General features: G+C 69.6%; 20 protein-coding genes and 1 pseudogene. 14 read left to right on the forward strand and 7 right to left on the reverse strand.

The features are described 5' to 3' along the window. Window positions 1-108: 108 nt before the first annotated feature. Together ACSRUE_RS31655 and ACSRUE_RS31660 are read right to left on the reverse strand one after the other, a co-directional pair. Window positions 109-831, reverse strand: a complete 723-nt coding sequence (locus ACSRUE_RS31655) for a hypothetical protein (RefSeq protein ID WP_441286847.1) — start codon at window positions 829-831, stop codon at window positions 109-111. Between the two features lie 281 nt (window positions 832-1,112). Beyond that, window positions 1,113-3,260: a hypothetical protein gene (locus ACSRUE_RS31660; protein ID WP_441286848.1), complete on the reverse strand. Its 2,148-nt coding sequence runs from the start codon at window positions 3,258-3,260 to the stop codon at window positions 1,113-1,115. Window positions 3,261-3,504: 244 nt separating this feature from the next. Here ACSRUE_RS31660 and ACSRUE_RS31665 point away from each other — a divergent pair, with 244 nt between their 5' ends. The 4 genes from ACSRUE_RS31665 to hxsC are packed head-to-tail and all read left to right on the forward strand — an operon-like array spanning window position 3,505 to window position 6,987. Next, window positions 3,505-4,020 (forward strand): hypothetical protein, encoded by a 516-nt coding sequence (locus ACSRUE_RS31665; RefSeq protein ID WP_441286849.1) that lies wholly within the window; start codon window positions 3,505-3,507, stop codon window positions 4,018-4,020. Between the two features lie 4 nt (window positions 4,021-4,024). Next, entirely contained in the window at window positions 4,025-4,375 is a 351-nt protein-coding gene (hxsD, locus tag ACSRUE_RS31670; protein WP_441286850.1) for a His-Xaa-Ser system protein HxsD, read from the forward strand. A 1-nt stretch (window position 4,376) separates the two neighbouring features. After that, the gene (gene hxsB, locus ACSRUE_RS31675) at window positions 4,377-5,828 is read left to right on the forward strand and encodes a His-Xaa-Ser system radical SAM maturase HxsB (protein WP_441286851.1); all 1,452 of its coding nucleotides are present in this window, start codon (window positions 4,377-4,379) and stop codon (window positions 5,826-5,828) included. A gap of 4 nt (window positions 5,829-5,832) precedes the next feature. Beyond that, window positions 5,833-6,987 carry a His-Xaa-Ser system radical SAM maturase HxsC gene (hxsC, locus tag ACSRUE_RS31680; protein ID WP_441286852.1) on the forward strand — a complete coding sequence of 385 codons (1,155 nt, stop codon included), beginning with the start codon at window positions 5,833-5,835 and terminating at the stop codon, window positions 6,985-6,987. A gap of 162 nt (window positions 6,988-7,149) precedes the next feature. Here hxsC and ACSRUE_RS31685 read toward each other — a convergent pair whose 3' ends face one another. Further along, window positions 7,150-7,347, reverse strand: a complete 198-nt coding sequence (locus ACSRUE_RS31685; RefSeq protein ID WP_441286853.1) for a hypothetical protein — start codon at window positions 7,345-7,347, stop codon at window positions 7,150-7,152. Between the two features lie 351 nt (window positions 7,348-7,698). On the opposite strand from ACSRUE_RS31685, the gene ACSRUE_RS31690 reads away from it, so the two are divergent. After that, window positions 7,699-8,592 carry a hypothetical protein gene (locus ACSRUE_RS31690; RefSeq protein WP_441286854.1) on the forward strand — a complete coding sequence of 298 codons (894 nt, stop codon included), beginning with the start codon at window positions 7,699-7,701 and terminating at the stop codon, window positions 8,590-8,592. 22 nt (window positions 8,593-8,614) lie between these two features. On the opposite strand, the gene ACSRUE_RS31695 is transcribed toward ACSRUE_RS31690, so the two are convergent. Continuing rightward, the gene (locus ACSRUE_RS31695) at window positions 8,615-11,983 is read right to left on the reverse strand and encodes a protein kinase domain-containing protein (RefSeq protein ID WP_441286855.1); all 3,369 of its coding nucleotides are present in this window, start codon (window positions 11,981-11,983) and stop codon (window positions 8,615-8,617) included. Between the two features lie 8 nt (window positions 11,984-11,991). Next, window positions 11,992-13,425, reverse strand: coding sequence for a sigma 54-interacting transcriptional regulator (locus ACSRUE_RS31700; protein ID WP_441286856.1), 1,434 nt, complete (start codon window positions 13,423-13,425; stop codon window positions 11,992-11,994). Window positions 13,426-13,705: 280 nt separating this feature from the next. Between ACSRUE_RS31700 and ACSRUE_RS31705 the strand changes: the two genes are divergently transcribed. The 3 genes from ACSRUE_RS31705 (at window position 13,706) to ACSRUE_RS31715 (ending at window position 18,211) form a co-directional block, all read left to right on the forward strand. After that, the gene (locus ACSRUE_RS31705; RefSeq protein WP_441286857.1) at window positions 13,706-15,613 is read left to right on the forward strand and encodes a M6 family metalloprotease domain-containing protein; all 1,908 of its coding nucleotides are present in this window, start codon (window positions 13,706-13,708) and stop codon (window positions 15,611-15,613) included. A 431-nt stretch (window positions 15,614-16,044) separates the two neighbouring features. Beyond that, complete coding sequence (locus tag ACSRUE_RS31710) at window positions 16,045-17,457, forward strand: AAA family ATPase (protein ID WP_441286858.1); 1,413 nt, start codon at window positions 16,045-16,047, stop codon at window positions 17,455-17,457. After that, a complete protein-coding gene (locus ACSRUE_RS31715; protein WP_441286859.1) occupies window positions 17,426-18,211 on the forward strand; it encodes an HNH endonuclease in 786 nt (261 codons plus the stop codon). Before ACSRUE_RS31710 ends, ACSRUE_RS31715 begins: the two co-directional genes overlap by 32 nt. Window positions 18,212-18,301: 90 nt before the next feature. Here the strand turns inward: ACSRUE_RS31715 and ACSRUE_RS31720 are convergent, their stop codons facing one another. Beyond that, a complete protein-coding gene (locus ACSRUE_RS31720; RefSeq protein ID WP_441286860.1) occupies window positions 18,302-18,850 on the reverse strand; it encodes a hypothetical protein in 549 nt (182 codons plus the stop codon). Window positions 18,851-19,110: 260 nt separating this feature from the next. Between ACSRUE_RS31720 and ACSRUE_RS31725 the strand changes: the two genes are divergently transcribed. The 6 genes and pseudogenes from ACSRUE_RS31725 to ACSRUE_RS31750 all read left to right on the forward strand — a co-directional run bounded on the left by ACSRUE_RS31725 (window position 19,111) and on the right by ACSRUE_RS31750 (window position 24,694). Next, the gene (locus ACSRUE_RS31725; protein WP_441286861.1) at window positions 19,111-19,698 is read left to right on the forward strand and encodes a LysE family translocator; all 588 of its coding nucleotides are present in this window, start codon (window positions 19,111-19,113) and stop codon (window positions 19,696-19,698) included. 3 nt (window positions 19,699-19,701) lie between these two features. Then, window positions 19,702-21,141, forward strand: coding sequence for a PLP-dependent aminotransferase family protein (locus tag ACSRUE_RS31730; protein WP_441286862.1), 1,440 nt, complete (start codon window positions 19,702-19,704; stop codon window positions 21,139-21,141). Window positions 21,142-21,291: 150 nt separating this feature from the next. Then, window positions 21,292-22,551 carry a Kelch repeat-containing protein gene (locus ACSRUE_RS31735; RefSeq protein ID WP_441286863.1) on the forward strand — a complete coding sequence of 420 codons (1,260 nt, stop codon included), beginning with the start codon at window positions 21,292-21,294 and terminating at the stop codon, window positions 22,549-22,551. A gap of 206 nt (window positions 22,552-22,757) precedes the next feature. Beyond that, window positions 22,758-22,832 (forward strand): annotated as a pseudogene (locus tag ACSRUE_RS31740) (hypothetical protein); the annotation flags it as partial. Window positions 22,833-22,840: 8 nt separating this feature from the next. Beyond that, window positions 22,841-22,978: a hypothetical protein gene (locus ACSRUE_RS31745; RefSeq protein WP_437767988.1), complete on the forward strand. Its 138-nt coding sequence runs from the start codon at window positions 22,841-22,843 to the stop codon at window positions 22,976-22,978. Window positions 22,979-23,209: 231 nt separating this feature from the next. Beyond that, window positions 23,210-24,694, forward strand: a complete 1,485-nt coding sequence (locus ACSRUE_RS31750; protein ID WP_441286864.1) for a glycosyl hydrolase family 8 — start codon at window positions 23,210-23,212, stop codon at window positions 24,692-24,694. 286 nt (window positions 24,695-24,980) lie between these two features. Here the strand turns inward: ACSRUE_RS31750 and ACSRUE_RS31755 are convergent, their stop codons facing one another. Beyond that, on the reverse strand, window positions 24,981-26,093 hold the full coding sequence (locus ACSRUE_RS31755; RefSeq protein ID WP_441286865.1) for a hypothetical protein: 1,113 nt from the start codon (window positions 26,091-26,093) through the stop codon (window positions 24,981-24,983). Window positions 26,094-26,267: the final 174 nt, after the last annotated feature.

Consider the following 26,267-nt stretch of genomic DNA (forward strand, 5'->3'; position numbering starts at 1 on the left):
GCACGCCTGTCGATGCCGCGGCCCCTCGCATCGAGCACGCCGCGTGATGGCGAGGAGTGCTACCCGACGAAGCGCGGGCCGTGCTGGCCGTCGAGAAGCTGCCGCTCGCTATTGCTGCGAGCGCTGATAGGTATTCCCGAGCTCGTCCTGCACCACGACGGCGAGCCCGTCCACCGCCTCCACCTCGAGCTCTTCGTCGAGCACCCGCGTTCGAAAGGCCCAGCCGTCGGGGAGCGTCAATGTCTCGCCGAGCTCCGCGAGCGACGCCTCGTCCTGCTGCACCTCCTGCACGCTGTACGACTGCATGTCGTAGACCGCGCCCTCCGGATCGACGAGCTCGTAGACCGTCTTGCCCGCGTCGTAGCCCCACGTCGTGTCGCGCCGCACGGTGCGTGTCTCGTAGGGCTTCGCCTTGCCCGCGGCCTCGGCGAGCGCGAGCGCGAGCGTGCCCGTCTTGCGCATCTCGATGCCGCCGAGCGTGCGCACCTCCGGGTCGAGCACCTTCGAGCCCTCGAAGCTGTCGATCATCCAGTGGCGCGGGCCGTTCAGGACCACCACGTCCGCCATCGTCTCGGCCTTCACCTCGGCCTCGTCGACCGCGGCCCACGCCGCCTGGGGGCATTCGTTCAGGCCCTGCGTGTTGTACACGTCGATCGTCACCGATCCCGCGACGAGATCCGCGTCGCCGAGCAGGATCTCGCAGTAGCGGCTCCCCCGCAGGGCCTCCGGCGCGGGCGCGGGCGTCTCGGCTTCGACGGGCTCGTCCTTTCCGCAGCCGGCCGCGGCGAGAAGGAGCGACAGGAAAAGGGCGAGCGACGACGGCGTGTTCATGGCGTGTACCTCGGGCAGAAGGCGATCGTGGAGCGCGCGGATCGCGCCCTCTTTCCCCTACTCCCGCAAAAGGTCCCGCGGACCCGACACGGCCTCGGTCGATTTCCCCCGCCCCCTCCCGTTGACAACGCCGGCCCGTGCACTCCACGTGGGCCGTTCAGTTGGACAAGAAAGCGCTTCGGTTCGCCAGAGCATAGGGTCCTGGCGCCGGCTCTCTCCCGCGAGCGCGAGGCAAACAGCCCGCTACTCCGCGAGCTGAGCGCGCAAAAGCGTGCAGCTGCTCACGGACTCGCCCTCCCGATGCGCAACTCCATCAACGTGGTGTCGCTCCACCGCGCCATCACCGGTGTGCTGCCCTCAGCCCATGTTGAGACCGAATGCGCCTTCGCAGACGCCGCACGCGCGCGCAACGTCGCTCCGGGTCGGCCCGTCGCCTGCGCGAGCAGCCGCCGGAGCCCCTCTTCGTTGCCGTAGAGAGACCGCAAGCCCGGCGATGCCCCGACCACGAAAAGGCCGGAGCAGACGCTTCCAACCTTCGCAGCATACACGGACACGCCCTTCAGCTCGGGCCACCCCGTGCTCGCGGAGCCCGCATCCCGCTCGAGGAGCTCGTCCACGACAGGCACCGGCGCGCCGATCAGGGCCACCTTGCCGAGCTCGGTGCGCGCCCAGGCAGACGCGGCGTTCGCCTTCTCCTGCACCTCGCCATCGCCACTGGCGCTCCTTTCCGCCATCACAGCAAGCTTCGATAAGGCTCGAAGCCAGCGTACCCGGGAGAGGAGATCGCCCGCAGGGACGGTTCGGTCGTCGAGCCCTTCGATCACCTTGCGCCGCGCCGAGTCGAGCGCGGCCTCGCGCTCCGGAGAGCTGCGGGCCGCCTTGGCCCCCCTCACCGCGCCGAACCGGCAGACGTCGTCGGGACAGGCGGCTCCCTGCACCTCGAACGCACGCGCCTTCAGCTCGCCGACATCCGGGGCATCGGAGAGCTCCGACGACCAGCGTTTGAGCAGCCCGACGGCATCCGCAGCGCGGTTCGCGTTGAGCGCCGCCTCGATCGCCTCGACGCGCGCTCGTTGCGCGCTTGCCCTGGCACGGCCAGCATGACTGCCGTCCCGCGCCGCGATCGCGTCCAGTTTCTCGAGACGCGCATCACCGGAGAGCCGCTCCGCCTCTGCGAAATGGAGCTCGTCGATGGCGCCCGCCACCTTCTCGGAAGGCTCCGTAGCTTCAAGAGCCTCCGCGACGAGCCGCGCACGGTCGAGATCTCCCGCGGCGACGGCTTGCTGCAGCTCCTCCGTGCTCGGTTTACCCCAATAACCGACCACGGGACAGAGCAGAAGCGCCGCAGCGCTGAGCCCCATCGCAAGCTTCGCGACGACGCCAAGCGGCCAGAAGCGGACGCCGGGGCGAAGCGCGCGAAGCAAACCTCCAACGGCTACGATCGCCACGGCCATGCCGGCCAACGAGGAAAATGCGATGATCCGGTTGACGGAGCGAAAATAACTGGTCGGGCCGAGCAGGGCCGACATGTACCAGCTGCCGCCGATGAGCAGCACGAACGACGCGAGCCCCCAGAGCATCAGACGGCGCTGGACAGGGCTCACGGCTGCCGGCGTCGAGGCCCCGGCGAGGCTCGCGCCGGACAGCACGACGGTCCCCTCGGTGCCACACATCTCGTAGTGCACGTCGCGCCGGATGACCCCGATGCGGAGAAGCTGCTGCGCCCGGATCCGCTCAATCCGAAGATCGAGCGCGGGCGTCTGCCTTCGCACCGCAACGTCGTCCTCCGGCGAGACTCTTCCTCCGGCGATGCTCCCCTCGCCCTCCACGGAGGCGAGCAGCACGAACGCCTCCAGGTCCGATGGCCCAAGAAACCGCTCCTCCAGCAGCTGCGGGTGTGCGTCAACAATGGGGCTGTCGGTGGAAATTTGTACGACAACGCGCACACTCTCTCGGTACGTCCACCAGACGAGCTGCTGGCCGCTCCCCGAGCAGCCCGCGCAGGTGATCGTCCCCTTCGACAAGCATCCGCCGCAGCTGACGGCGCCGCCGCCGCGACACACCGAGCAGTTGATGTACTTGCTTGATTTTTTGTAGTGCTTCAGGACCTTCCCGCTCCCGGAGCAGTTCCCGCAGGGTTGCTTGCCGCTACCCCTGCATGCTGGGCACGGGCCGATACCGCTGCCGCTGCATGATGCGCAGCGATCGACATGCTCCGTACGGGTACGCAGCTCCTCCATCGTACCGCTGAAAGGATCGAGCGACGCGGGATCCGCAGGGCTCGCGCTGCGCCTCCTGCGGTCGTGGGTGGGGATGCGCTGCGGAACGAGGTCGCGGCGGCTCACCGTCGTCGCGACGCGCGTGATCACCTCGTCGCGCTCGCTCACGGAGGTGACCAGTTCGTCGAGCCGTCGGGGAGCACCAAACACGGTGCGAGCCCACGCTCGCACCGCGGTCCGCACGTCGATGCTCGCGGCTGCGTTGCCCTGCTCCTCGTCCCGGTACGGCGTTGAAGCCATCCCGCGGAAGCGTACCTTGATTCAGGCGACCGGTGTAGAGCTCACGAGACCCCTACCACTCGCCGCCGCCTCCTCCACATCTGTACAGGCTACACGCTCGTCTCGCCAGCTACGTGGCCTTGACGCCGCGGCCTAGCCCCGACGATACTACGGTGTGGCTCCGCGGTCCCCCCTCGTCGCCCTCGGAACGGCCGTCATGGCGATCATCCAGAGCGCGATGTCCTCGAACACGCTCGTACCGAGCGCGCTCGCGCAGGCGCCTCGAAGGCCCGACGACGACGTCGACGGCGACGACCCGCTGCTGCTCGCCGCGCCCAGCATCGAACAGCCGATGTATCTCGCCCACAGATCCCATCGCTCACATCAGTCGCACCGATCACACAGCAGCCACTACTCCGGCGGCTACAAGTCGGGATGGAGGGGCTCGTACGAGGAGCCTGCGCCGGAGCCCCCGCCCCCGCCCCCGAAGCCGGCCGCGGTGTCGCTCGTGGCCTACCCTGGTGGGAGGATCTTCGTGGACGGGAAGCTCGTGGGCACAGACTCCACGGCGACGCTCATCCTGACGCCGGGCACGCACGACATCCGCGTAGAAAATCAGTTTGTAGGCGATACGAACACCAGCATCTCCCTGTCGGAGGGGCAAACCGGCATGGTCGTGATCCAGTGGTAGTCGTATGAAGACCATCGGTGCCGATGCTCGTGCTCCGTTCGCCTTCCGAGATGGACACATCGTAGTCGCCGTCGATCTCCGTGCCTACCGACTCGCGGCCGTCCAGAAGGCCGCCTACCGGATGGCCGCGAAGTGCACCGCCGTGATTGGCGAGATCCGTGATAACTCGCTCGACGTTACGCTCGCCTTCCCGCCTGCGACCGGCGAGCAGGCAGCGCTCGAAGCAGCGAGGCTCTTCTTTCAGGAGCTGCTTGATCAGGAGCTCCGGGAGAAGGTTGGAGAAGAGACGGCATCGCTCCGCACGCTCATCCTCGCGCATGCCTTCTCTCGCGCGCGCGTTCCTCCTCGGGGATGATATGCCGCACCCGACGTTCCAGCCGAGGCTGGCCTACGCACCACGGGCAGAATATCATCTCCTACCTCTCCGGCTCGGCTACCTTGACGGGAATACCTACATCGTAACCAACGACGTCGGGGAATACGTTCGCCTCGAGCGCGACGAGCTCGTCGCGCTCGTCGAGCGGAGGCTCGCACCGGACACGAATGCCTATAAGACCCTGAAATCACGCCACTTTCTCTACGAGGACGACTCCTCCGTCGCCTTTGATCTGCTGGCGCTGAAGTACAGGAGCCGCGCGGAACGCATCGCCGAGTTTACGGGGCTCCACATCTTCGTCGTCACGCTGCGGTGCGATCACTCATGTCAGTATTGCCAGGTTTCGAGGCAATCGGAGGACAGCGCCCAGTACGACATGACGGTAGCGCACGCCAACAAGGCGCTCGACCTTGTCTTTTGCAGCCCGAACGAGCGCATCAAGATCGAGCTCCAGGGGGGCGAGCCGCTCCTCAACTTCCCCCTCATCCGCCACATTGTGGAGCGCGCAAATGAGCTCAACCAACACCATCGGCGCGATCTCCAGTTCGTGATCACCTCCAACCTATCGCGCCTGTCCGACGACATATTATTGTTTTGCAACGAGCACGGCGTGTACCTGTCGACCTCGCTGGACGGGCCGGCCGACTTGCACGATTCCCAGCGGCCAACGCGCGGAGGCGGCAGCCACCAGAAGACGATCCAGGGGATTCTCAGGGCTCGTGAAGTCCTCGGACCGCACCGGGTCTCGGCGCTCATGACGACAACGCCGAGGAGCTTGCACCGCGCTCACGAGATTATCGATGAGTATGTGCGCCTCGGCTTCCATGGCATCTTTCTCCGGAGCTTGAGCCCGTACGGCTTCGCGACGCGGAGCCTCGTCAAGCGATACAGCGTTGAAGACTGGCTCGATTTTTATAAGCGCGGTCTCTCGCACATTCTACGAATCAATGCTGGAGGGCAGCTCTTGCGCGAGGACTACACGACCATCCTGCTTCAAAAGATGTTCTCTCCGCTCGGCTCGCCATACGTCGATCTACAGTCCCCTGCTGGCATCGGGATCGGGGCGCTCGTGTACAACTACGACGGGGCGGTGTACGCCTCGGATGAAGGTCGTATGCTGGCCGAGATGGGGGACCAGACCTTCCGCTTGGGGCATCTCGATCAGGATGACTACGAGGCCCTGATAACATCCGAAGCGCTCCTCTCGCCGCTGAGCGAGACCATGCTCGAGGGCATTCCCATGTGTACCGACTGTCCTTTCTTGCCCTACTGTGGCGCGGATCCCGTGTTCCACCGGGCGACGCAGGGCGACGCCGTCGGGCACAAGGCATTCAGCGCATTCTGTGCGAAGCAGATGGGCGTGCTACGGCACCTCATCGGGCTCCTCGAGACCGATGTCGAAGCGCGGGACATCCTGCTGCGATGGGTATGAGTTCATGCTCGTGAAGCTATCGGCGCCAGGCCTGCGGGCGTTGTCAGCGACGTCCCGCACGCCGCTCGTCGCGCGGATCTCGGAAGATTCTGCGCTTCCGGAGTCGGAGCGAGCGAGCAGTCTGCTTCTGCTCTCCGAGCAAGGATCCGAGCTACCGCAGGGGTTTCGAGGATACCTCCTGCGCCGGGCGATGCGGATTTCCGATCGTGAGGATGTTTATCTCCTCGGCTCGGAGCACCATTACCTGCGGAGCGGGGACGTCGTGCGGATTGACCCCACGCGGGGCTCGGTCTCGGCGCTCTACAGAGCGGCCTCCCGGTCGAACACGTTCCTCGTCACCGAGCGATGCGACAACTTTTGCGTGATGTGCTCTCAGCCGCCTAAAAGCCACGACGACAGCTGGCTCGTGGACGATCTCGAGCAGGCTATCCCATTGATCTCCTCGGAGGCCACGGAGATCGGGATCACGGGAGGCGAACCTGCTCTTCTCGGCGAGCGCCTCGTCCGGCTTCTCGTGCTTCTCCGCCAGTGCCTGCCCCGCACGAGCGTACATGTGCTTTCCAACGGACGGAGGTTCGCCGATGGCAGCTTTGCGCGTTGCATAGGTGACGTGAAGCATCCGGACCTGATGTTCGGGATCCCGCTCTACTCGGACCTACCCGAGGAGCACGATTATGTCGTCCAGGCCAAAGGAGCCTTCGACGAGACGGTGCGGGGGATCTTGAACCTGAAGCGGCGGCGTGTTCGCGTGGAGCTACGGTTCGTGATCCATCGCGAGACGGTCGTGCGGATGCCCGAGTTCGCGCGGTTCGTCGCGAGAAACCTGACTTTCGTGGATCACGTTGCGCTCATGGGCCTCGAGCCCGTGGGGTTCGCGAAGGCCAACATCGAGGCGCTGTGGATTGATCCGGTCGATTACCAGGGCGCGCTCGGCGAGGCCGTCATGACGCTGGAGCGGGCTGGGCTGTTGACGTCGATCTACAATCATCAGCTATGCGCTCTAGATCCGAGGCTTCATCGGTTTGCGCGAAAGAGCATTTCGGACTGGAAGAACGTCTATGTCGAGGCGTGTGACGCATGCCGTCGGAAGGACGACTGCGGCGGCTTCTTTGCGTCTGCAACGTTCAAGCGCAGCAGGGGCATCGTTGCGTACACTTGATGCGCGGGCTGACCTCGCTCAGGTGAGCAAGCAGCCCGCGCCGGGCATTCAGATGCGCGGCGCAGACGGGCACTCAGTCCATGGTAGCGAGCAGGAGCGAGCAGGAAATGTGCCCCGCGCGCAGCAGGGAATGTGCCCACGGGGCGAGCATCGTCGATGCGGTCAGCACGCGCGTGGGCGGAGCGCGTGGGCGACAGGCGCCCCGCTCTCGTCGACCGCGTGCTCCCTCGATCGGCTCCGCCTGGCCAGCGCGTCGTCATCGTAGATCGGGACCTTGAACGTGCGTAGCGTGCGCACGTCGCCGGCCCTCCCAGGCACGAGCTCGTTGGGGAGGTCGAGGACCTGTCGACCCGCGAACACGCGCCGATCGGCCTCCTTCTCTCCGCGACCCGACGACGCTCCCTCTCGCCCCTCGCCCCTCGCCCCTCGCCCCTCGCCCCTCGCCCCTCGCTCCGCCAGCTCCGACGGGCGCCTGTCATCGCGCCGCAACACCGGCTGTCCCGCGCGGCGGTCACCTGTAACGCCGCCGTACCACCTCGCCGGGAGACGCGCCGGCGATCCGCCGCCGCCGCGCCGCTCCCAACCATGGCACGGCGCATGCTCCTTGTCCCCGGCACGCAGCGCGGCGATCATGGCCGCTTGTGTCCACGCTCGGCGAGCTCGCCGTTGCCGTGAACGAAGGCTCGAAACTCTCTGGACGAGGAGATCACGATGAAGCGCTCTGCTGGTGCGCACGGGATGGTGATGGGCGTCGGGCTCCTCATGGCGGCTTGCGGGCCGGCGTCGGAGTCGGACATCGAAGTCGAGCTCGCCGGGCCGGGGCTCGAGGCGACGGCGATGAAGCCCGGTATCCCGGACACCAACGGGACCCCGAAGCTCGCGTGGCACACATGGAAGTACGCGGTGGTCACGGCGCTGCGGAGCCCGCTGCTCAAGGGCGACCAGATCCACCCGGACATCCTCGCCACCAAGATCCTCGACGCGGCGGCCCCCGGGGGCGTGGACGGCAAGGAGGTCTTCGCTCACACCGTCCGCTGCGCCGCCGCCGCCGGCACCGTCGTGCACCACGGCGAGGAGGTCTACCTGGGACGGGGGATGGTGAGCAGCGCGTCGGCCTGGACGGAGGAGGGGCTCTCCGATGCCGTGATCGGCAACGTGCTGGAGTGCGTGATCGCCTACGTCAACGACGTGACCGACGGCCTCAGCGTCCTGCTCACGGGCACCCACGTGACCGACGACGGGGATCCTCACGACGAGTACATTCACCGCGAGGCGCTCTGGTGCGCGGTCCCCTCGACCGCGGTCGGCGCCATGGTGTTCGTCTATGCGACGGCCCCGTTCATCGCCCAGTGCGATGTCGACCCTGAGTCGGCGCTGAAGCAGCGGTACTGCTACAAGGAGGGGGCCTGCGGCCTCAACTACATGGGGCCCCTGGCGGACAGCATCGATAACGGCACCTGCCAGCTCGTCGGGCCCCCGGAGCACGGCCAGTTCAGCTGCAACGGAAAGCCATGCACGATGACGTGGCTGAAGGACATCGAGCCCGACTGGTGCCGTGAGCCCGAGCGCGAGCGCACGATCGATCGCGCGCTGTTCCCCCGGTGAGCGCTGTGGGCCGCGGGGGCGGTCAGGGCGCGGCGGGGTCGGGCGCCTGGCCCGCGAGCCGCCGCGCCTCCGCGAGGCGGGCGCCCTCGGTCCGGGCGCGCAGCGGGTTCGCCCGGAGGGCCGCCTCCAGGGCCTCGGCCCCGCGCCGGGCGGCCTCCCGCCGGGCCGCCGCGCCGGGCGCGGCCGCGGCGCGCAGCAGCCAGAGCCCGCCCTGGGCCACGAGCGCCCGGTCGAACCGCGGGTGGAGCCCGAGCGCCGCGTCCGCATGCCGGAGCCCCTCCGCGATGTCGGCGGCGGCGTCCCCCCCGCGGTCCGCCCGGTGGGCGGCGCGGGCCTCGTGGATCTCGGCCAGCAGCGCGGGGAGCCGAGGATCGGCGCGCTGCCCGCCGAGCAGGGGGTCGAGCACGGCGAGCGCCGCGTCGAGCCGCGCCGCGTCCGGCCGGCCGCGCTGCGCGCTCCACCGGTAGGCGAGCAGCTCCACCTCGGCGCGCTGCAGACGGTCCGACACGTCCCAGGGCGCCACCGCGATCTGGCGATCGAGCGCCTCGCGCGCGATCCGGATCGAGGGCGACGGGTCCTCACCCCGCGCGACCCCGGCGCGCGCCTCGAGCACCGCCAGCATCGCCCGCAGCGACTCCGGGAAGGCGGTCGCGCCCGGCGCCACCTCCAGCGCGCTCGCCCGGACGCGCGCGAGCGCCGGGCCGGGATCCGCGCCCGCGTCGAGCGCATGCAGCGCGAGCGCGTGATCCAGCCAGACCCGCCAGTAGGGCGCCCAGCCCCAGGAAGGGTCCTTTTGATGCATCGCATCAATCACCCGGTGCGTCCGCTGGACCGCCTCCTCGGGGGAGCGGCCGGCGCGGACGAGGTGCTCTGCCTCGTAGACGCCGGTGACGAGCCGCGAGGTGCGCGCGCCGTCGAGGCCCGGGTCGAGCGCGAGGACCTGGTCGCAGCGGGCCCCCGCGCGCTCGAAGGAGCGGCTCGGGTCGCGGCCGTGCAGGGAGTCGTGGCGGCCGAGCTCGGCGTGGACGGAGCAGAGCTCGGCGAGGGCCCAGGCGAAGTCGGGCTCGCGCTGGAGCGCGGCCTCGTAGCCCTGGATGGCGCGCTCCAGGTCCGCGCGCTGGTCGCGGCCGAGCATGTCGGCGCGGTACGCCCGCGCGCGGGCGACCGCGGCGGCGACGTACCGGGCGAAGGCGTCGTCCGGGCTCCTGTCGAGCGCCGCCTCGGCGCGCGCGGTCGCGGCGCGCAGGGCGGCCTCGGCGTCCTCGCCCGGCTGCATGCCGCTCGCGGCCCACCAGGCGAAGCAGTTGTGGACCCAGGCGAGCTTGACCAGCGCCTCGGGGCTCCGCGGGCTCGCCTCGAGCGCCCGCTCGCAGGCCGCCCGCGCGCGCTCGAAGCTCGGGCCCATCGAGTCGCCGCGCTTGCCGGCGGCGTTCATGGTCTGGGTCCAGAGCTCGCACGCGGCGGCGTGGACCGAGGGGTCGGACCGGCCATGCTCGGCGGCGATCCGGTACGCCTCGGCGGCGCGGTCGAAGTAGCCCTTCATCCGGTCGAAGTCGAAGGCGGCGGCGTCGTGGCGGTGGCGGCTCCCGAGGGCGAAGAGCACGTCGCCCTCCAGCTTCTTCGCCTCGTGGAGCCACGGCGCCGCCGCGAACGCCTCCCTGGCCCTCTCCAGCGCCTCGTCGTGCCTGCCCTCGGCGAACGCGAGCAGCCCTTCCACGTAGGCGGGCGCCTCGATGGCGCCGCGCGCCGGCGCCTCGCCGGCGCCGCCCAGCGCCGCGCGGAGGTGCCGGACCGCCGGGGCCTTGTACTCGGCCTCGATCGCCGCGATCCGGGCCTCGCGCTGCGCCGGGTCGCGGATGCGGCGGGTCTCCTCCAGGGCGCGGCGGTAGAGCTCGGAGAGCGCCACGCCGGCGGCGTGGTCGAGCCCCGGCGATCGGTACCCGGCCCGCTCGGCCGCGCGGAGGTGGTCGAGCGCGGCGCGCGGCTCCTGGAGCGCGAGCAGGCCGCGGCCGAGCGCGTACTCGCCGGGGCCGCGGCCGACCTCGCCCGCGGTCGCCATCCGGGCCTCGACGGCCCCGAGCCGGGCGCGGACCACGTCGCGCTCGCGCTCGACGTCGTGGAGCGGCATCGCGTGGGCGGCGCGCAGGAAAAGCTCCATCTCCTTCACGGTCTCGCCGAGCTCGCGGGCGAGGTTGGCCTGCTCCGCGGCGGCGCGCCGGCCGCGGACGAGGAGGCCGGCGACGACCAGCGCCGCGAGCAGCAGCGCGGTCACGCCCGCGATCGCCGCCCGGTGCCGCCGCGCGTGCCGGGCCAGGCGGCGGCCGAGGGAGGCGCGGCGCGCGAGCACGGGATCGCCGTCCAGGAAGCGCTGCAGATCCTCGCCGAGCGCGCGCGCCGACTCGTAGCGGGCGCCGGGCTGCTTCTCGAGGCAGCGCATCACCACCGCCTCGAGATCCTGGGGGATGTCGCGGTCCAGGGTCCGGAGCGGCGGCGCGTCGGCCTCCAGCACCTGGCGGAGCACGTCCATCACGGTGCCCCCGGTGAACGGCGGGCGGCCGGCGAGCAGCGCGTAGAGCGTCGCGCCGAGGCCGTAGACGTCGGTCCGCCGATCGAGGGCGTGCACCCGCCCCGCGGCCTGCTCGGGCGCCATGTACGCGGGGGTTCCGAGCAGGGCGCCGGTCAGGGTGGGCCCGCTCTCCCCCGCCTCGCGCGCGATGCCGAAGTCCATGAGGTAGGGGCGGTAGGCGCCGTCCGTGCCCCGCTCCAGCATGACGTTGCTCGGCTTGACGTCGCGGTGCACGAGGCCGAGCCGGTGCGCCTCGTGGAGCGCGGCGGCGACGGCCCGGGCCACGCGGACCTTCTCCTCGAGGGTCAGGTCGCCGCGGGCGTCCTGGAGGGAGGGGCCGTCGATGCAGCGCATCACGAGGAACGGCACGTGATCGGCGACGCCTGCCTCGTGGACCTCGCAGACGTTCTCGTGGCGGAGCCGCGCCTGGGAGCGCGCCTCGCGCAGGAAGCTCCCGTCGAGCTGCGCGCCCGCCGAGAGGAGCTTGATGGCGACGCGCCGGCCGAGCCGGAGATCCCGGGCCCGGTAGACGACGCCCATGCCGCCGCGGCCGAGGAGGTGGAAGTCCTCGAAGCGGGCGTGGAGCGAGGGCGGGATCGGCGAGGGTGGGATCGACGAGGGCGCGGCGGGCATGGACCCGCGCGCGGCGGCGGAGCGCCGGCTCTCCTCGCCGAGGCCAAGATCGGAGGTGGCCTCGGGCGCGGCAGGCGAAGCCCCGGGCGCGGCGGGCGGCGCCCCGGGCGCGGCCGGGCCGGTGACGGTCGCGTCGTCGCGGCCGCGCCGCGGCCACGGCGGGGCGTCGACGCGGGGATCGTCGGCGTCCACGGGCGGGATCACCGGGCGCGGAGGCCGTGGCGCTGGAGCAGCCGGTGGACGAGCTGGCGGGAGACGCCCATCGCGTCGGCCGCGTGCGAGATGTTGCCCCCGTGCTGCCGGAGCTTCTCGGTGACGTAGGCGCGCTCCAGCTCCTCCAGCACGACCTCCCGCGCTTCGGGCAGCGGCAGCTCGAGGAGCCTGCGGAGGCGGGCGTCCCCGGGCCCTGCTGGCGACGCGCCGTCGGGCGCAGCGCCCGACGGAGCCGCTCCGGAGGGCGCCGCGCCCGAGGGATCGGGCCGCGTTGCTTCCGCGCTCAGGCTCCCCTGCGGCGCGGCGCCGATGACCTCGTGGAGCAGCTCGGGGAAGAGGACGAGCCGCGCGACGGTGTTCCGGAGCTCGCGCACGTTCCCCGGCCAGTCGTACGCCTCCAGCAGCGGGAGCGCGCCCGGCGGCAGGTCCGCGAGCGCGCGCGGCGGATCCCGCGCGACGAGGAAGCGCTCGACCAGGAGCGGGATGTCGTCCTTGCGCTCCCGGAGCGCGGGGACATGGACCTCCACCACCGAGAGCCGGAAGTAGAGATCGGCCCGGAACGAGCCGTCCTGGGCCTTCGCGCGCAGGTTCCGGTGCGTGGCCGCCACGATCCGCGCGTCGAAGGGGAGCCACTCGTTCGATCCGAGCCGCCGGATCTGCCGCCCCTCGATGGCGCGGAGGAGCTTCGGCTGGAGCTCGAGCGGGAGCTCGCCGATCTCGTCGATGAAGAGCGTGCCGCGGCCCGCCTGCTCGAGCAGGCCCGGCCGCGCCGCCGCGGCGCCCGTGAACGCGCCCCGGGCGTGGCCGAAGAGCTCGCTCTCCACGAGGTTCGGGGCGATGGCACCGCAGTCCACGACCACGAACGGGCCGTCCTTGCGGCGGCTTTGCGCGTGGATCGCCCGCGCCAGCACCTCCTTGCCGGTGCCGGACTCGCCCAGCAGGAGCAACGTCTCATCGGTCGGCGCCGCGCGCTCCAGCCGGGCGAACAGCGCGCGCATGGGGAGGCTCCGCCCCGCCGCCTCGCCGAACGCGTCCGCGGCGGAGAGCGGCAGGACAGCCGCGGGCCCCGCGGGGCCGACGACGATCTCGGAGCCGCCGACCGAGGCGGGGACGCCCGGCGGGAGGAAGGCCTCGCGGATCCGCACGTCGCGGATCAGCGTGCCGTTCTTGCTGCCCAGGTCGCGCAGGAGCACGCCCTGCTCGGTCAACCGGATCTCGCAGTGCCGGCGCGAGGCGCGTGGATCGGCGAGGACGAGATCGCAGTCGGCGCCCGCGCCCACGAGGAGGGGGCGCAGATCGAGCGGCGCGGTGAGCGTGCGCCGATCCGGGAGGGTGACGGTCACCGAGACGGCCGGGAGCCGGAGAGAGCGCCCCTCATCGAAGCTCGTGAGCGTGCAGGCCGCCCCGGGATCGTCGCCCATGATCGCCATGGTGCCCCTGGAGGGGGCCGCGTCAACCAGGAACCGGCGCGTCCGCGGGCCGCGCCCGCACCTGCAGGACCGCTGTCACGCCGCCGCGACAGCGCCCGTCGCGCGCGCGTGACAGCTGTCCCGGCGGCGTGTCGGCGCGGGGCGAAGCGCTCGCCGGAGACGCGCGGATCAGCCTGGAAACGCGGCGCTTCGCGCTGCTGACCGGTTCCGGCACATGCGTTGCGATGCGCCCCTCGAACGCGGCGAAACGCGGATTGAGGAGGATGCGGACATGACGTCTCGAAACAGCGGCGCGGGCAACGTGGATCACCAGGGGATCGCCGGCGCGCGCCGATCGGCGCGGCTCGGGCTCGTCGCGCTCGCCGTGCTGGCGAGCGCCGTCTCGGCGAGCCGCCCCGCGGCCGCGGTGAGCGCCGAGCCCGGGCTGCGCGAGATCCCGCTCGACACGACCGGCGCGACCTTCCGCGCCGAGGTGATCGGCGACGAGCACTTCGACTACCTCCGGATGGCGGACGGCACCGCCGTCGTGCTCAACGACCTCTCCGGCGACTACGAGGTCGCCGAGCTCGGCTCGGACGCGCGCGGCGCCCTCAGGCTCGTCCCCTCCGGGGTGCTGGTCCGCGATCTCCGCGGGCAGGGCGGCCCCGTGGATCCGGCGCTGCTCCAGCGCATCGACGACGAGGCGCTCGATACCCTCTGGGAGGCGGAGATCGCACATTCCCGGGGCGCGCTCTCGTTCGCGGCGCGTCCGACGGTGATCTCCGGGATCCGGCGCCCCCTGCTGACCATCCTGCTGGAGTTCACCCAGAGGGGCGGGCTCGCCACGCCAGGCGCGTTCACCGGCAACTTCGCCACCGACCTCGCGTACTGGAATCAGACGATGTACGGGAGCCTCCCGGGCTCGGTGAACCATTATTACGCCGACATGTCGCGCGGGAAGTTCTCCTTCACCCGCGCGAAGGAGACCCAGGGCACCGCCAACGACGGCATCGTCCGGATCAAGCTCCCGTTCGCGCACCCCAACAGCAAGAAGGATTTCTCCCTCCTCCAGCTGTACCTGAAGGAGGCGCTGGTGCTGGCGGATCCCTACGTCAACTTCGCCTCCTACGACACCAACGCGGACGGCAAGGTCCGCGGCGACGAGCTCAACGTGGTCTTCATCGTGGCCGGCTACGAGACCGCGAACACGAGCAAGACGCCCTCCATCTGGGCCCATGCGAAGGGCTTCGAGGACCCGATCACCCTCGACGGGAAGGTCCTCACCGGCTACGCCGCGCTCGGCGAACGGCAGGTCCACGCCGTCCGCGGCGTGCCCACCACGATGCCGGCCACGGTGGGTGTCATCGTCCACGAGCTCGGGCACGCGGCGGTCGGCCTCCCGGATCTCTACAAGGGCCCTACCCCGCTCGGGTCATGGTGCGTGATGGCGAGCGGGAGCTGGGGGAGCACGAGCGGCTCGCCCGCCGGCTCTGTGCCCGTGGCGATGGGCGCCTGGAGCCGGATCAAGGCCGGATTCCTGGCGCCGACGGTGATCGAGCCCGGGTCCCCGCCGCAGGACATTGCCATCGTCCGGACGGCCGGCGCGGAGTTCCTCGGGCAGGGCGTCGCGCCGACGATCTACAAGATCGAGACCTCGGATCCGGACCAGTACTTCCTGATCGACAACCGCCAGAACGAGGGATACGACCGCGGCCTTCAGCGCTGGTTCGACTTCGATGACGTCTCCGGCGGCGTGGCGATCTACCGCGTCGACGAGGCCAGGAAGGCGGGCGACGGGAAGATCGCGGTCATGGCGAGCAACCCGAGCTCGCCGAGCTCCCTCGCCAATCTCTACAACGAGGAGGGGGGCCGGACCTTCACGCCGCTCACCGACCCGAGCAGCGACGACGCGGACGGGCAGTTCACCGGGCTCTCGGTCACGGACTTCAACGTCTCCGGGCCGATCATGCTCGCGCACGTGAGCTATGTCCCCTTCGCCTGCAACGCGATCACCGCGTCCGTGGCGGAGCACGAGATCCACGGCCGCGCCCACAAGCAGATCGTCGACCTCGGGGACGACCAGATCTTCCTTGGATACCGCACCACGGGCGTACAGCAGGCGCTCGGGTTCGACGAGGACGAGATCGTCACGCTCCACGTGGAGGCGCCCGGGATGTGGAGCGCCGGGGAGTGCGACTGAGCGGAGCGACGACGTCCTTGTGCTGCCCGACGGTTTGTTAGCCGTACAAAGTGCCGCCTGCGGGTGCTGAAACACCCCTAACGGCCTGGCCGAACCCCGCTCGCATGAGGTCCGACATGCTGACCGTAAGCCGCCCGCCGTCCGCGGCCAAGAAAGCAGTGCGCCCGCGCGCCGTAGTCTCTAGGGTGTGATGTCGTGCTCGTCCGGCGGCGCTCGCCTGGGCAGGCCGGCGCCATCGGCATCGATCTCGTTCCGGCGGGTCCGAACGTACATCCTCATGCGTCCGCTGGTGCGATCACCCCTGCCGAAGGAGCAGCACACGATCCCCCGCCCGGGCAGCGAACCGGGCTGCACACTCCATCCCCTTTAAGCGCTGCGGTTGCCTGCCCGCGACCGTTCGGCGTATACTGCAGCATCATGCGGAGGTCACCGTGTACCTGAGGTCGTTCACGGCTCGAAGCATCAAGTGCTTCGCGGACGTGAGATTCGATTTTCCGGCCAGCAGCGAAGAGAGCTACGCGGGCTGGAATGTGATTTTGGGTGCCAATGCAACTGGAAAAACGACGCTGCTCCAGGCAATAGCCGTTGCGCTCGTGGGCCCGTCGCCGGCCATGCGCCTCGTATCACCGACGGCCTGGGTTCGACGGGACGAGCCCTACGGAGCACTCGAGGCGAGCTTTCTCCGCGGTGAGAACGATGTGGCCGACGGCGCTCCGCGCAAGGATCCTTATCGCGCGTCGTTCGCAGTAGTCGGCGATCAACCTACGACGCTCGATGGGCTAGAGTTTTCCGCGCCGCAGATCGTGCTCCGGGGGAATCCTAAGGACAAGGAACACCGCGGCCTACTCAGGGGTCCTTATGCGGCGAACAAGACTGGATGGCTGGTTTGCGCCTATGGCGCATTTCGACGCTTCACCGGCGGCGCAGAGGACGATCTAACCTACGAACCTGGGCGCGCTGGGCGCGTTGCATCGCTGTTCCGCGAGTCGGTAGCGCTGAAGCGCGACCTTGACTGGCTGCCCAGGCTTTATGCGAGATCACTCGATACACATGCCCCGGACGCGCCGCGTGCGCAGCAAGAGTATCAGATCGTGCGCAAGCTGCTCGATCAGCTCCTTCCGTCGCCCGTTCAAATTTCGGACGTAGACACCCAGAAGGTGTACTTCTCTGCCCCTGGCGCCACGCGCGTGGATCTCTTGGAACTCTCCGACGGCTATCGAAGCTTCCTCGCGCTCGTGATGGACCTGCTGCGCCAGATGACCGACGTCTTCGAGGGGGTGGCCGGCCTCGTCGAGCAGGGGGAGGGCGGCGCGCTCTCTGTACGCGCAGACGGTGTGGTGCTTGTCGACGAGGTGGATCTACACCTGCACCCAACCTGGCAGCGCGAGATTGGTCCACGGTTGCAACAGGTGTTTCCGCGCCTTCAGTTCATTGTATCCAGTCACAGCCCGTTCATCGCCCAGGCAGCCACGCGGGACGGGTTATTCGTGCTCCACGCCGGCTCCACGAACGCGCCAGTTCATGTAATCCGGCCGGCTCCTGCAGTTTCCGGGTGGACAGCGGATCAGATCCTTCTAAGCCCCCTCTTTGGTCTTACCGACACGCGCGACCCAGCAACCGAAGTCCTATTGAAAGAGCACGCGGTGCTGCGAGGGAAAGCCAAGTTCGAGAAGCTTGATGCTGCAGATCATAAGCGGCTGATTGAGATCGAGCAAGCGCTTGCGGAGCGGCTGACCGCACCCGGTGAACTGCGGAAAGAGGACGTGGACGCGGCGGTCAAACTCGCGGCCGACAAAGTGCGGAGAATGCTGGATGCTAAAGCTGGTCCGACGTCCAGTCGCTGAATTTCTTGACACTGAACACCAGCAGTCGCTCAAAAATCGTGTCGAATCGGCACAGAAGCTCGCCGCAGACGTCACGCTAACGAGCGTGCAGAAGAGCAGTCGTATCGGCAGCCAATGGGACAACTTTCGCGCGGGGAGAACCAGCAAAGGCACATTTGCAGAGCTGTGGCGTGAGCTCCGCAACATGAGCTTCGAGAAGTGCACATTCTGCGAGACGCCGTCACCAGGCACGGCGGAGCATCTTGAAGAGAAATCCAAGGCACCGGGTAGAGCGTTCGACTGGAACAATCTTCTCGCAGCGTGTGACACTTGCAATCGTACCCGCGAAAACAGCGGCATCTCAACGGCACCCATCGATCCTAGCGATGTCGAGCCCCTGGACTACTTCGGGTGGGACGAATACGGGGATCTCGCACCAGCGCCCGCGCACACAAAAATGGTCGAAGATCTCCGAACCATGTACGGGCTTCACCGTTTCGGCAATGAGAGACGTGATCGAATCTTGGTGCTTCGCACAATCCTGAGTGCCATTGTGGACGACGATGCGAAGAATGCCGAGACCGTGAACACGCTCCGCGTGCTCCTGAACGGATCCCGCGCATGGCTTGGGCCCGTTCGAGAGTACTTACTGAAGCCGCCAACGGATGAAGATGCGTTGCTCGTGCGCGGCATGCTGGAACTCCTGCCGGAAATTCGGACGCTAGTTGAACCATGGCTGCGTCCACCTCCGTGGGCTCCTTCGTGGTGGCGCTGATAACGCCGTGCGCGCGTCACTGCCGATGCGCCGTAATCTCACCACGCAAGCACGTCCATTGTGCTCGCGGTCCCGCGGAGCAGCAAGGGGTTAGCGCCGGCACGCTGTACTCCTGGAGCCGATTGGGCATGAAGTTCTGTGGCGCACCGACGACGACGGTAACGGAGGACGTCGGGCAAGGCTATACGAAAGAAACCGTCGGCCCGCACTCATCGCTTCTGTCCTTCCTCCCGGGCCTTGCGCCTCGCCTGCTCCTCCTCCGAGGTCCACTCGCTCCAGGACGAGCTTCAGGCCATCGCGCCGGAACGTCAGGATCGCGACGATCGGCGCCTCGGCCTCGTCGCCTCCGGCCGCGCCGTCGGGCGCCGACCGGTAGCAGACGATCGTTCCGCCGCCGCCGACCTTCGGCGGGCGCCGATCGGCGTCGATCGTCACGGGCGCCTCGATCTCGGGCCACCCGGATATCGGGTCCGCGAAGTCGAAGAAGCGCAGCTCGTACGGACACGCCCAGATGCACCCTTCGACGACGAGCATCGCGGCCGACGGCTCGAAGCGCATGTCCACCCAGCAGAAGCCGACCCCTTCCCTCGCCTCCTCCGGTAGGTGGTCGCGGCGCTTTCCGGTGTCGAGCTCCACCACGGTCTGGCCCTGGTAGTCCTCGCCGCACACCAGGTAGTCTCGCAGCGCGAGCCCTCTTCCTCGTTCTCCGGTCGGAAGACCGCCGCCTTCTCGGCCGCGCGGGCCGCTGATTCGTCCGTCATGGAACCTCCAGCTTACGCCTCCGGCCTGTACCTGTCGCGCGACTGACACAGTGCTTTCGTGCGGCGCGTCCCCTGTGCCTTCACCGGCGAACACCGCCTCCTTACGCTCCGGTCCATCCCCGACCGGAGCGATCTGCGATGACCGAGCTGCTGCCCCTCCTGACCTATTGCTTCGTGATGTCGAGCACCCCTGGGCCGAACAACATGATGCTCACCGCCTCGGGCGCCAACTTCGGCTACCGCGGATCGCTGCCGCATCTCCTGGGCATCGGCGTGGGCGGCGCGGTCCAGACCTTCGTCGCCTGCCTGGGCCTGGGCGCGCTCTTCGCCGCCTGCCCGGCGCTGCACGCCATGCTGCGTGTGACCGGCGCGCTGTACCTGCTGGTGCTGGCGTGGAAGCTGACCGGCGGCGCCGCGGTCAAGGGCGCCGAGGTGCCGCGGCCGCTGTCGTTCGCGCAGGGGGCGCTGTTCCAGGCCGTCAACCCGAAGAGCTGGGTCAAGGCGATCACGGTGGCCTCGGTGTTCATGCCGGCGGGCATGGGCGTGGCGAGCGGCGCCCTGCTCCTGTCCGTCGTCAGCCTCGCCATCACCTTTCCATGCACCTCGGCGTGGGCGCTGTTCGGCGTGGCGATCCGGCGATTCCTGACCGATCCGCGACGGCACCGGCTGTTCAATGGCATCATGGCCGGCGCGCTGGCGGTGCTGGCCCTCCTGTTCCTGCGTTGACCCATGTTCTCGCTCGACCGCGACTCCGCCGTTCCCCTGGCCGACCAGATCGAGGCGCGGCTGCGCGCGCTGATCGAGGGCGCGCAGCTACCGCCCGGCGCGCGGCTGACGTCGATCCGCCAGCTGGCCGGTCAGCTCGGCGTGAGCCCCAACACCGTGGTGACGGCCTACGATCGGCTGGTGGCGGCCGGGCTGGTCGAGTCGCGCGGCACGGCCGGGTTCTTCGTGTGCGAGGCGGCGTCGGCCATGCCGAGCGAGGCGTGGCTCGAGGCCGGCGAGGAGCAGGAGCCGGTGTGGCTGGCGCAGCAGTCGAACGACCAGCGCGCCGGCGTGCTGCTGGCGAGCAGCGGCGCCCTGCCGGCGAGCTGGCTGAGCGACGCCATCCCGGCGACCGTGCTCCAGCGGGCGCTCGCCCGGAGCGACGCCGGCATGGCGGCGCGCTGCCCGCCGCAGGGGCTGCCCGAGCTGCGCGAGCGCATCGCGACGCTGCTGCGCGCGCAGGGCATCGCGGCCGACGCGGGACGCGTGCTCACCACCTGGGGCGGCACGCACGCGATCGACCTGATCTGCCGGAGCACCCTCCAGCCGGGCGACGCGGTGCTGGTGGAAAACCCGGGCTATTTCCTGTTGTTTGGCCGCCTGCGGCAGGCGGGCTACCGCCTCGTCCCGGTGGCGCGAAGGCCGGACGGCGTGGATCTGGGGGCGCTGGAGGCTGCGTGCCGCGAGCACCGGCCCAGGCTGATGTTCCTGCAGAGCGTGCTGCACAACCCGACCGGCTGGGGCTCGAGCGCCGCCAACCTGCACCGCGTGCTGACGATCGCGCACCAGCACGGTGTCCTCATCGCCGAGGACGACGTGCACGGTCACTTCCACCCCGGGCACCCGACGCGGCTGGCGCAGCTCTCCGGGCTGGACGGGGTCGTCTATTATTCGAGCTTCTGCAAGGCGCTGAGCCCGGCGCTGCGCCTCGGCTACATCGCGGCCGAGCCAGGGCGGCTGAAGCCGCTCTTGCGCGAGAAGATCTACTCGGTGCTGACGACCGGCGCGCTGAACGAGCTCGTGCTCCTGGAGGTGCTGTCGGCCGGCAGGTGGCGCAAGCACATCGACCGGCTGCAGCAGAAGCTCGGCGCGGCGCGGAACGCGGCGGCGCGCCGGCTGCGCGACGCCGGCGTGCTGCTGGACCACCCGGGTGAAGGCGGGCTGTTCCTCTGGGGCGCGGCGCCGCGCGGGGTGGACATCGACGAGCTGGTGCAGGACGCGTACCTCAACAAGATCCTGCTGGCCCGCGGGGCGACGTTCATGGCGGATGGTGCGGGCGATCCGCATATCCGGTTCAATGTGGTGTTCAGCCAGAATGTGCAGGTGGCGGAGTATCTGGGGCAGCGGTTTGCGGCCGTGGCGAGCGCGCAGGGGGCGATGGCGAGGGCGGTAGTGGGGGTGTAGCGGGCAGAGGTGTTAATCAAGCTCGTTCGGTCGCCGAAGCCCGCCCCGTTCCAGCTTACACGACCATCTGATATGGTCTTCTGTTGCGCTCCATGGCGCCTCCCCGGCAGGGGACGGCTGCCCCGCCCCCAGCTCCTGACGAGGTCCTACATGTCTACCATCGGTCGTCGCCATCGTCGTTGTCTTGTCCCCTTCCTCTCCCTCGCCGCGGTCGCCGTCGCCGGCTGCGGTGCAGGGGCGGAGCCTGAACCCCCCGCCGCGGATGCGCTCGAGGAGGCGGCGATCGAGGTGAGCTCGGCGCCGCTGGGCAACCGCCACGCGAAGAAGAAGTGCCGCCGCCACGTCGGCGTCCACGCGGAGTGGTCGTCCGCGGCGCCGCTGCCAGAGGCGCGAGAGCGGCACATCGCCCTGCTCATGCCGGACGGCCAGGTGATGGTCGCCGGCGGCAGCGGCGATTACCCCTACCCCACGACGGTCGACTTCTACAATCCCGCCGCTGACACGTGGACGACCGGTGACACGCTGCCCTACCCCATGTCCCCCGTGGGCGCGGCGCTCCTTCAGGACGGCAGGGTGCTCTTCAGCCCGGGCGGGCTTGTCTACGATCCGGTCACGGGCACGACGGCGAGCGTCCCGCTCACGCCCGGCGAGGCGGCCCGTGGTTGGGAGTTCGCCTATACCGCGCTCACGCTCCTGCCGGACGGGCGGGTATTGCGCACCGGCGGCAGCGACGACGACAGCACCCTCAAGGAGGCCGTGCTCTACGATCCTGCCACGAACACGTGGTCCAGCGCAGGGTCGATGTCGGTGACCCGCTACCTGCATACGGCGACGCTGCTCCAGGACGGGCGCGTGCTCGTCGTCGGCGGCTACACGTTGAACGGCAACGAGATGCCCCAGGGCCGCACCAGCGTGGAGATCTACGATCCGGCCACGGGCGCCTGGACGGCGGCGGCGCCGACGAACCTGCCCCGCATGCAGCACAAGGCCACGCTCCTGCCGAGCGGGCGCGTGCTGGTGGTGGGCGGCGGCGGCAGGATCTACGGCGGCACCGAGGAGGAGTTAGAGGTCCTCGTCGATGCCGGCGAGACCGCCGAGATCTACGATCCCGCGAACGACACGTGGACGTTGACCGCGCCGCCGAGCTTCCTCCACACGTGGGCGTCCGCCGTCACGCCCCTGTCCCACGGCCGCGTGATGGCCGTCGGCAGCGACGGCGCGGAGATCTACAAGGAGGCGAACGGCAGCTGGACCGCGATCGACGAGCCGATCCAGAGGGGCTTCCACACCGCGACGACGCTGCAAGACGGCTCGGTCCTCATCGCGGGCGGGTATGACGCGACGTACTTCAGCAATCCGCCGACCCTCGCGAGCGTGGAACGCTACGGGGGCTGCAAGAAGAAGCATTGATGCGCACGCGCCGCCGCGCGCGGCTCGCCCTCGCGCGAGGAACGAGGCGGCCTACCTCACGCCTCGCGCTCGCGCCCGTCGCGGCCGTGCCAGCAGGAGACCTCCAGCCTGTCCCCCAGCGGGATCTCCACCGACCCGTAGCCGCTGTCCGCGCCGCGCACATGCTCCAGGTACGGCCGCAGGTCATCCGGCGCGATGTCGAGCTCGTCCGCGAGGCCGTGGGCGACCCGATCCTCGTGCGCGCCGGCCGGCGGCTCGTGCCCACGCCGCGCGCCGCGGATTCGTCGGCGTGGTGCGCCGCGGCAGCCCGCTCGCGTCCGGCAAGGTGACGCTGGCGCGGTTCGTCGAGCACGCCCACCTCGGCGTCTCCAGGCTGGGCAAGACCTGGGGCCCCACCGACAAGGCCCTCAAGAAGATCGACACATGAAAGATGCTGGGATCACGCAACTTTTCCAGAAGAGCCGGATCGCGGTTGTCTACGGTGTCCTCTCACCCCGGGGCAAGCCCGGCAGTTGGGGCTTGACGCCTCGGAGCGGTTGGATTTCCTTCTCCCCCCTCCCCCAGCAGCGTCATCACGTGGACGTCGCCAGCGATGTTCACGCCGAGCGCGTCCTCAGAGGATGCGAGCTCGAACACGAGGACAGCGATGAACTTGCGAATGCTAACGTCTCCCGTCGCATCGGCATGGTTTGCGGTCACGGTGATCGCCTGCGCGCCCACCAACCAAGGCACCCAGGTCGGCTCGCCCGATCCGGCGAGCTCCACGAACCCGGCCGGCAGCGCCGCTCCGGCCAGCAGCGCGAGCCCGAGCGGCGCGGCCCAGACGCCCGCCCCGGCGGAGCCCGCGCCCCTCGGTCCGCCGCTCAAGCCCGCTGCCAACGGAGCGTTCGCCACGGGGGAGTATCGCAACCTGTTCGCCGAGCTCGGACACAAGCCCGCCGAGATCGACGCCAAGATCGCGAAGGCTTACGAGCAGCTGTTCCACGGCGATCCCAAGGAGCAGGCCGTCCTGTTCCCGGCGGGAAAGAACGCGAACGGCCCCAAGGCGTACATCATGGACATCGGCAACGACGACGTCCGCTCCGAGGGGATGTCGTACGGCATGATGATCGCCGTGCAGGTCGATCGCAAAGACGACTTCGACGCCCTGTGGAACTGGGCCAAGTCCCACATGTACCGCGCGGATCCGAAGCACCCCGGCTTCGGCTATTTCTCGTGGCAGATGCGCCCGGACGGCACGGCCATGGATGAGAATCCGGCCCCGGACGCGGAGGAGTATTTCGCCACCGCGCTGCTGTTCGCGTCCAACCGCTGGGGGAACGGCAAGGGGATCTACGATTACAAGAAGGAAGCCTTCGCCATCCTCGACGCGATGAAGAACCGGAAGCCGATCACCGGGCCGGTCAACAAGGACAAGCGCAAGACGACGCTGCACTCGCTCTTCAACACCGAGCACAAGATGGTGCGGTTCACGCCCGACGCGGACAACTTCGCGAAGAACGGCGATCACACCGATCCGTCGTATCACCTGCCGGCGTTCTACGACCTCTGGGCGGCCTGGGGCCCCGAGGCGGATCGCGCGTTCTGGGCCGAGGCGGCCAAGGTGAGCCGCGATTACTTCGTCAAGGTGACCCATCCGAAGACCGGGCTCGCTCCGGATTACGCCAACTTCGATGGCACCCCCAAGGCTGCCTCCTGGGACGCGGGGACCGCCAACTTCCGTCAGGACGCGTTCCGCACCGCGATGAACTGGTCGATGGACGCGGCGTGGTGGGCGAAGGATCCGCGGCAGACCGAGCTGAGCGATCGCCTCCTCGCGTTCTTCGAGGCGCAGGGCCCCAAGTACAAGGGCAACTTCACCCTCGAGGGCAAGCCCATCGTCGACTACGACTCGCTCGGGCTCGTGGCGGCGAACGCCGTCGCGGCGCTGGCCGCCACCCATCCGCGGGCCTGGCGCTTCGTCGAGGAGCTGTATCAGCGCGAGGCGCCCACCGGCAAGTGGCGGTACTACGACGGCATGCTGTACACGATGTCGCTGCTGCACCTGAGCGGGAAATTCCGAATCATCACGCCGCAGGCCGCGGCGCCCGCGGCGGCAGCGAAGGCGCCGGCCGCGGCGCCGGCTGCCGCTGCGAAGAAGTAGCTCGGCAGGCGTGGGGCGCTCGGGATCACTTCGGTGATCGCGGGCGCCCGACACCGCCCCCCTCGCAAGGCCTGTCCCGCCGGGAGGTAGCGTTCCAGGACCTGCACCGCGTCGCAGCGGGCCTTGAATTGCGAGCACGTCGTTCAAGCGAGAGATGAACCGCCAAGACACCAAGGACGCCAAGATAAGATTCTCTTCTTGGCGCTCTTGGTGTCTTGGCGGTTCGAAATTCCGCGCTTTTCAGGCAGTTTCAGCCCGCTTGTCGCACTAGCCTGCGCCCCCCGGATCACCGGGCGACGCCGCGGAGCTCCAGCTCGCCTCCCGGCGAGCGCGCCGCGACCACGGTGATCGTCGCGGAAGCCGACGGCCCGAGCAGCTCGAGCGCCGAGAGCCCGGGGACCTCGGCCGCGGGCGCCGAGAGATCGGCCGGCCTCCGCCGCAAGGACGCATTGCCGTTCGCAGGCCGCTCCACCCACTCGATGAGCTCGCCGCGGACCGCGGGAAGCACGTACGGCCGGCCCCATTGCTCGATGCTCGCGGCCAGGGCGTCGTCGTCCGCAGGCGCGGTGATGTCCCCGATCCGCAGCTCGAACTGCTCGAACTTGGGCTCCGGATGAGACGGCGCCCATTCGAGATAAGCCACCACCCGCTCTCCGGCGCCGAGCATCGGGAAGGACTGCTTGCCTTCCCGGGAGCGCGGGACAGCGCGCCTCGTGCGCCGGTCATAGACCACGATGTCCGCGAGATCGCGCGCGTCCTCGTCGAAGCGGCCGTCGGGATCCTCGGAGAAATCAGCGAAGGCGACGTGCGTCGCCGAGATGTCCGGGAAACGCTGCTGCCCCGGGCCGGACGCGATCGGGACCGCCTCCGCCTGGCCGATCTCGTACAGGAAGATGTCCGTGTCGCCGCTCTCGTCCGCGGTCAGCCAGCCCGTCAGCACCACGGCGTCTCCCTCCACGCGCGGCTCGCCCGCGTGATCGAACGGGCCGCGGATCGTCTCCGTCTGGCCACCCCGGCGCACGCGCACCACGCGTGCACCATGGTCCGTGGCCTCCCAGACCACGACGTCGCCGGCGAGCGCAGGCCGGCGGGGCGCCTCGGCGGCCGGCGCGAGGAGGAGCTCCTCGCCCGTACCGAGATCACGCAGCCTCAAGGCGCCGCTCGCGTCGCCAGCCTCGCGCGGCGCGACGTAGGCCAGCAGGCAGCCGTCGATCGCGTAGGGGGGAGCTCCGGGCGCCTGCGGGGCACCTGTATCGACGTCCGAGGCGAAGACGGCGACGCCGTCGGCCGCGGAGGCGTCGCACGCGGCGGGCGAGGGCGGCGCGGCGGGGGCGCCGCCTCCGCCGTCCGGCGGGAGCGCCGGCGATTCGTCGACGACCGCAGGCGGTTCTCCGACCACCGCCCGCGATTCGTCGACGACCGCGGGCGAGCAGCCCGCGACGAGCAGCGCGAGCGCGAGCCGCCCGCTCCATCCACGGCGAGAGCTCGGTCCTCGATGGCAGGGGCGCGGGGAGATCGGAAAGACCGTTTCTCCTGCCGCGCGGCCCTGTCGGTGCTCCTTCTCGAGCCTCGA

Origin of the sequence: Sorangium sp. KYC3313, assembly GCF_052075895.1 — a bacterium.
Lineage (GTDB): Bacteria > Myxococcota_A > Polyangia > Polyangiales > Polyangiaceae > Sorangium > Sorangium cellulosum_B.

Bases quoted from the DNA above. Each gene is read 5' to 3' on its own strand.
- ACSRUE_RS31690 (WP_441286854.1), top strand. From the start codon at position 7,699: ATGAAGCGCTCTGCTGGTGCGCACGGGATGGTGATGGGCGTCGGGCTC.
- ACSRUE_RS31705 (WP_441286857.1), top strand. From the start codon at position 13,706: ATGACGTCTCGAAACAGCGGCGCGGGCAACGTGGATCACCAGGGGATC.
- hxsD (WP_441286850.1), top strand. From the start codon at position 4,025: ATGAAGACCATCGGTGCCGATGCTCGTGCTCCGTTCGCCTTCCGAGAT.
- ACSRUE_RS31750 (WP_441286864.1), top strand. From the start codon at position 23,210: ATGCTAACGTCTCCCGTCGCATCGGCATGGTTTGCGGTCACGGTGATC.
- hxsC (WP_441286852.1), top strand. From the start codon at position 5,833: ATGCTCGTGAAGCTATCGGCGCCAGGCCTGCGGGCGTTGTCAGCGACG.
- ACSRUE_RS31735 (WP_441286863.1), top strand. From the start codon at position 21,292: ATGTCTACCATCGGTCGTCGCCATCGTCGTTGTCTTGTCCCCTTCCTC.
- ACSRUE_RS31715 (WP_441286859.1), top strand. From the start codon at position 17,426: ATGCTAAAGCTGGTCCGACGTCCAGTCGCTGAATTTCTTGACACTGAA.
- ACSRUE_RS31725 (WP_441286861.1), top strand. From the start codon at position 19,111: ATGACCGAGCTGCTGCCCCTCCTGACCTATTGCTTCGTGATGTCGAGC.
- ACSRUE_RS31655 (WP_441286847.1), bottom strand. From the start codon at position 831: ATGAACACGCCGTCGTCGCTCGCCCTTTTCCTGTCGCTCCTTCTCGCC.
- ACSRUE_RS31700 (WP_441286856.1), bottom strand. From the start codon at position 13,425: ATGGGCGACGATCCCGGGGCGGCCTGCACGCTCACGAGCTTCGATGAG.
- ACSRUE_RS31730 (WP_441286862.1), top strand. From the start codon at position 19,702: ATGTTCTCGCTCGACCGCGACTCCGCCGTTCCCCTGGCCGACCAGATC.
- hxsB (WP_441286851.1), top strand. From the start codon at position 4,377: ATGCCGCACCCGACGTTCCAGCCGAGGCTGGCCTACGCACCACGGGCA.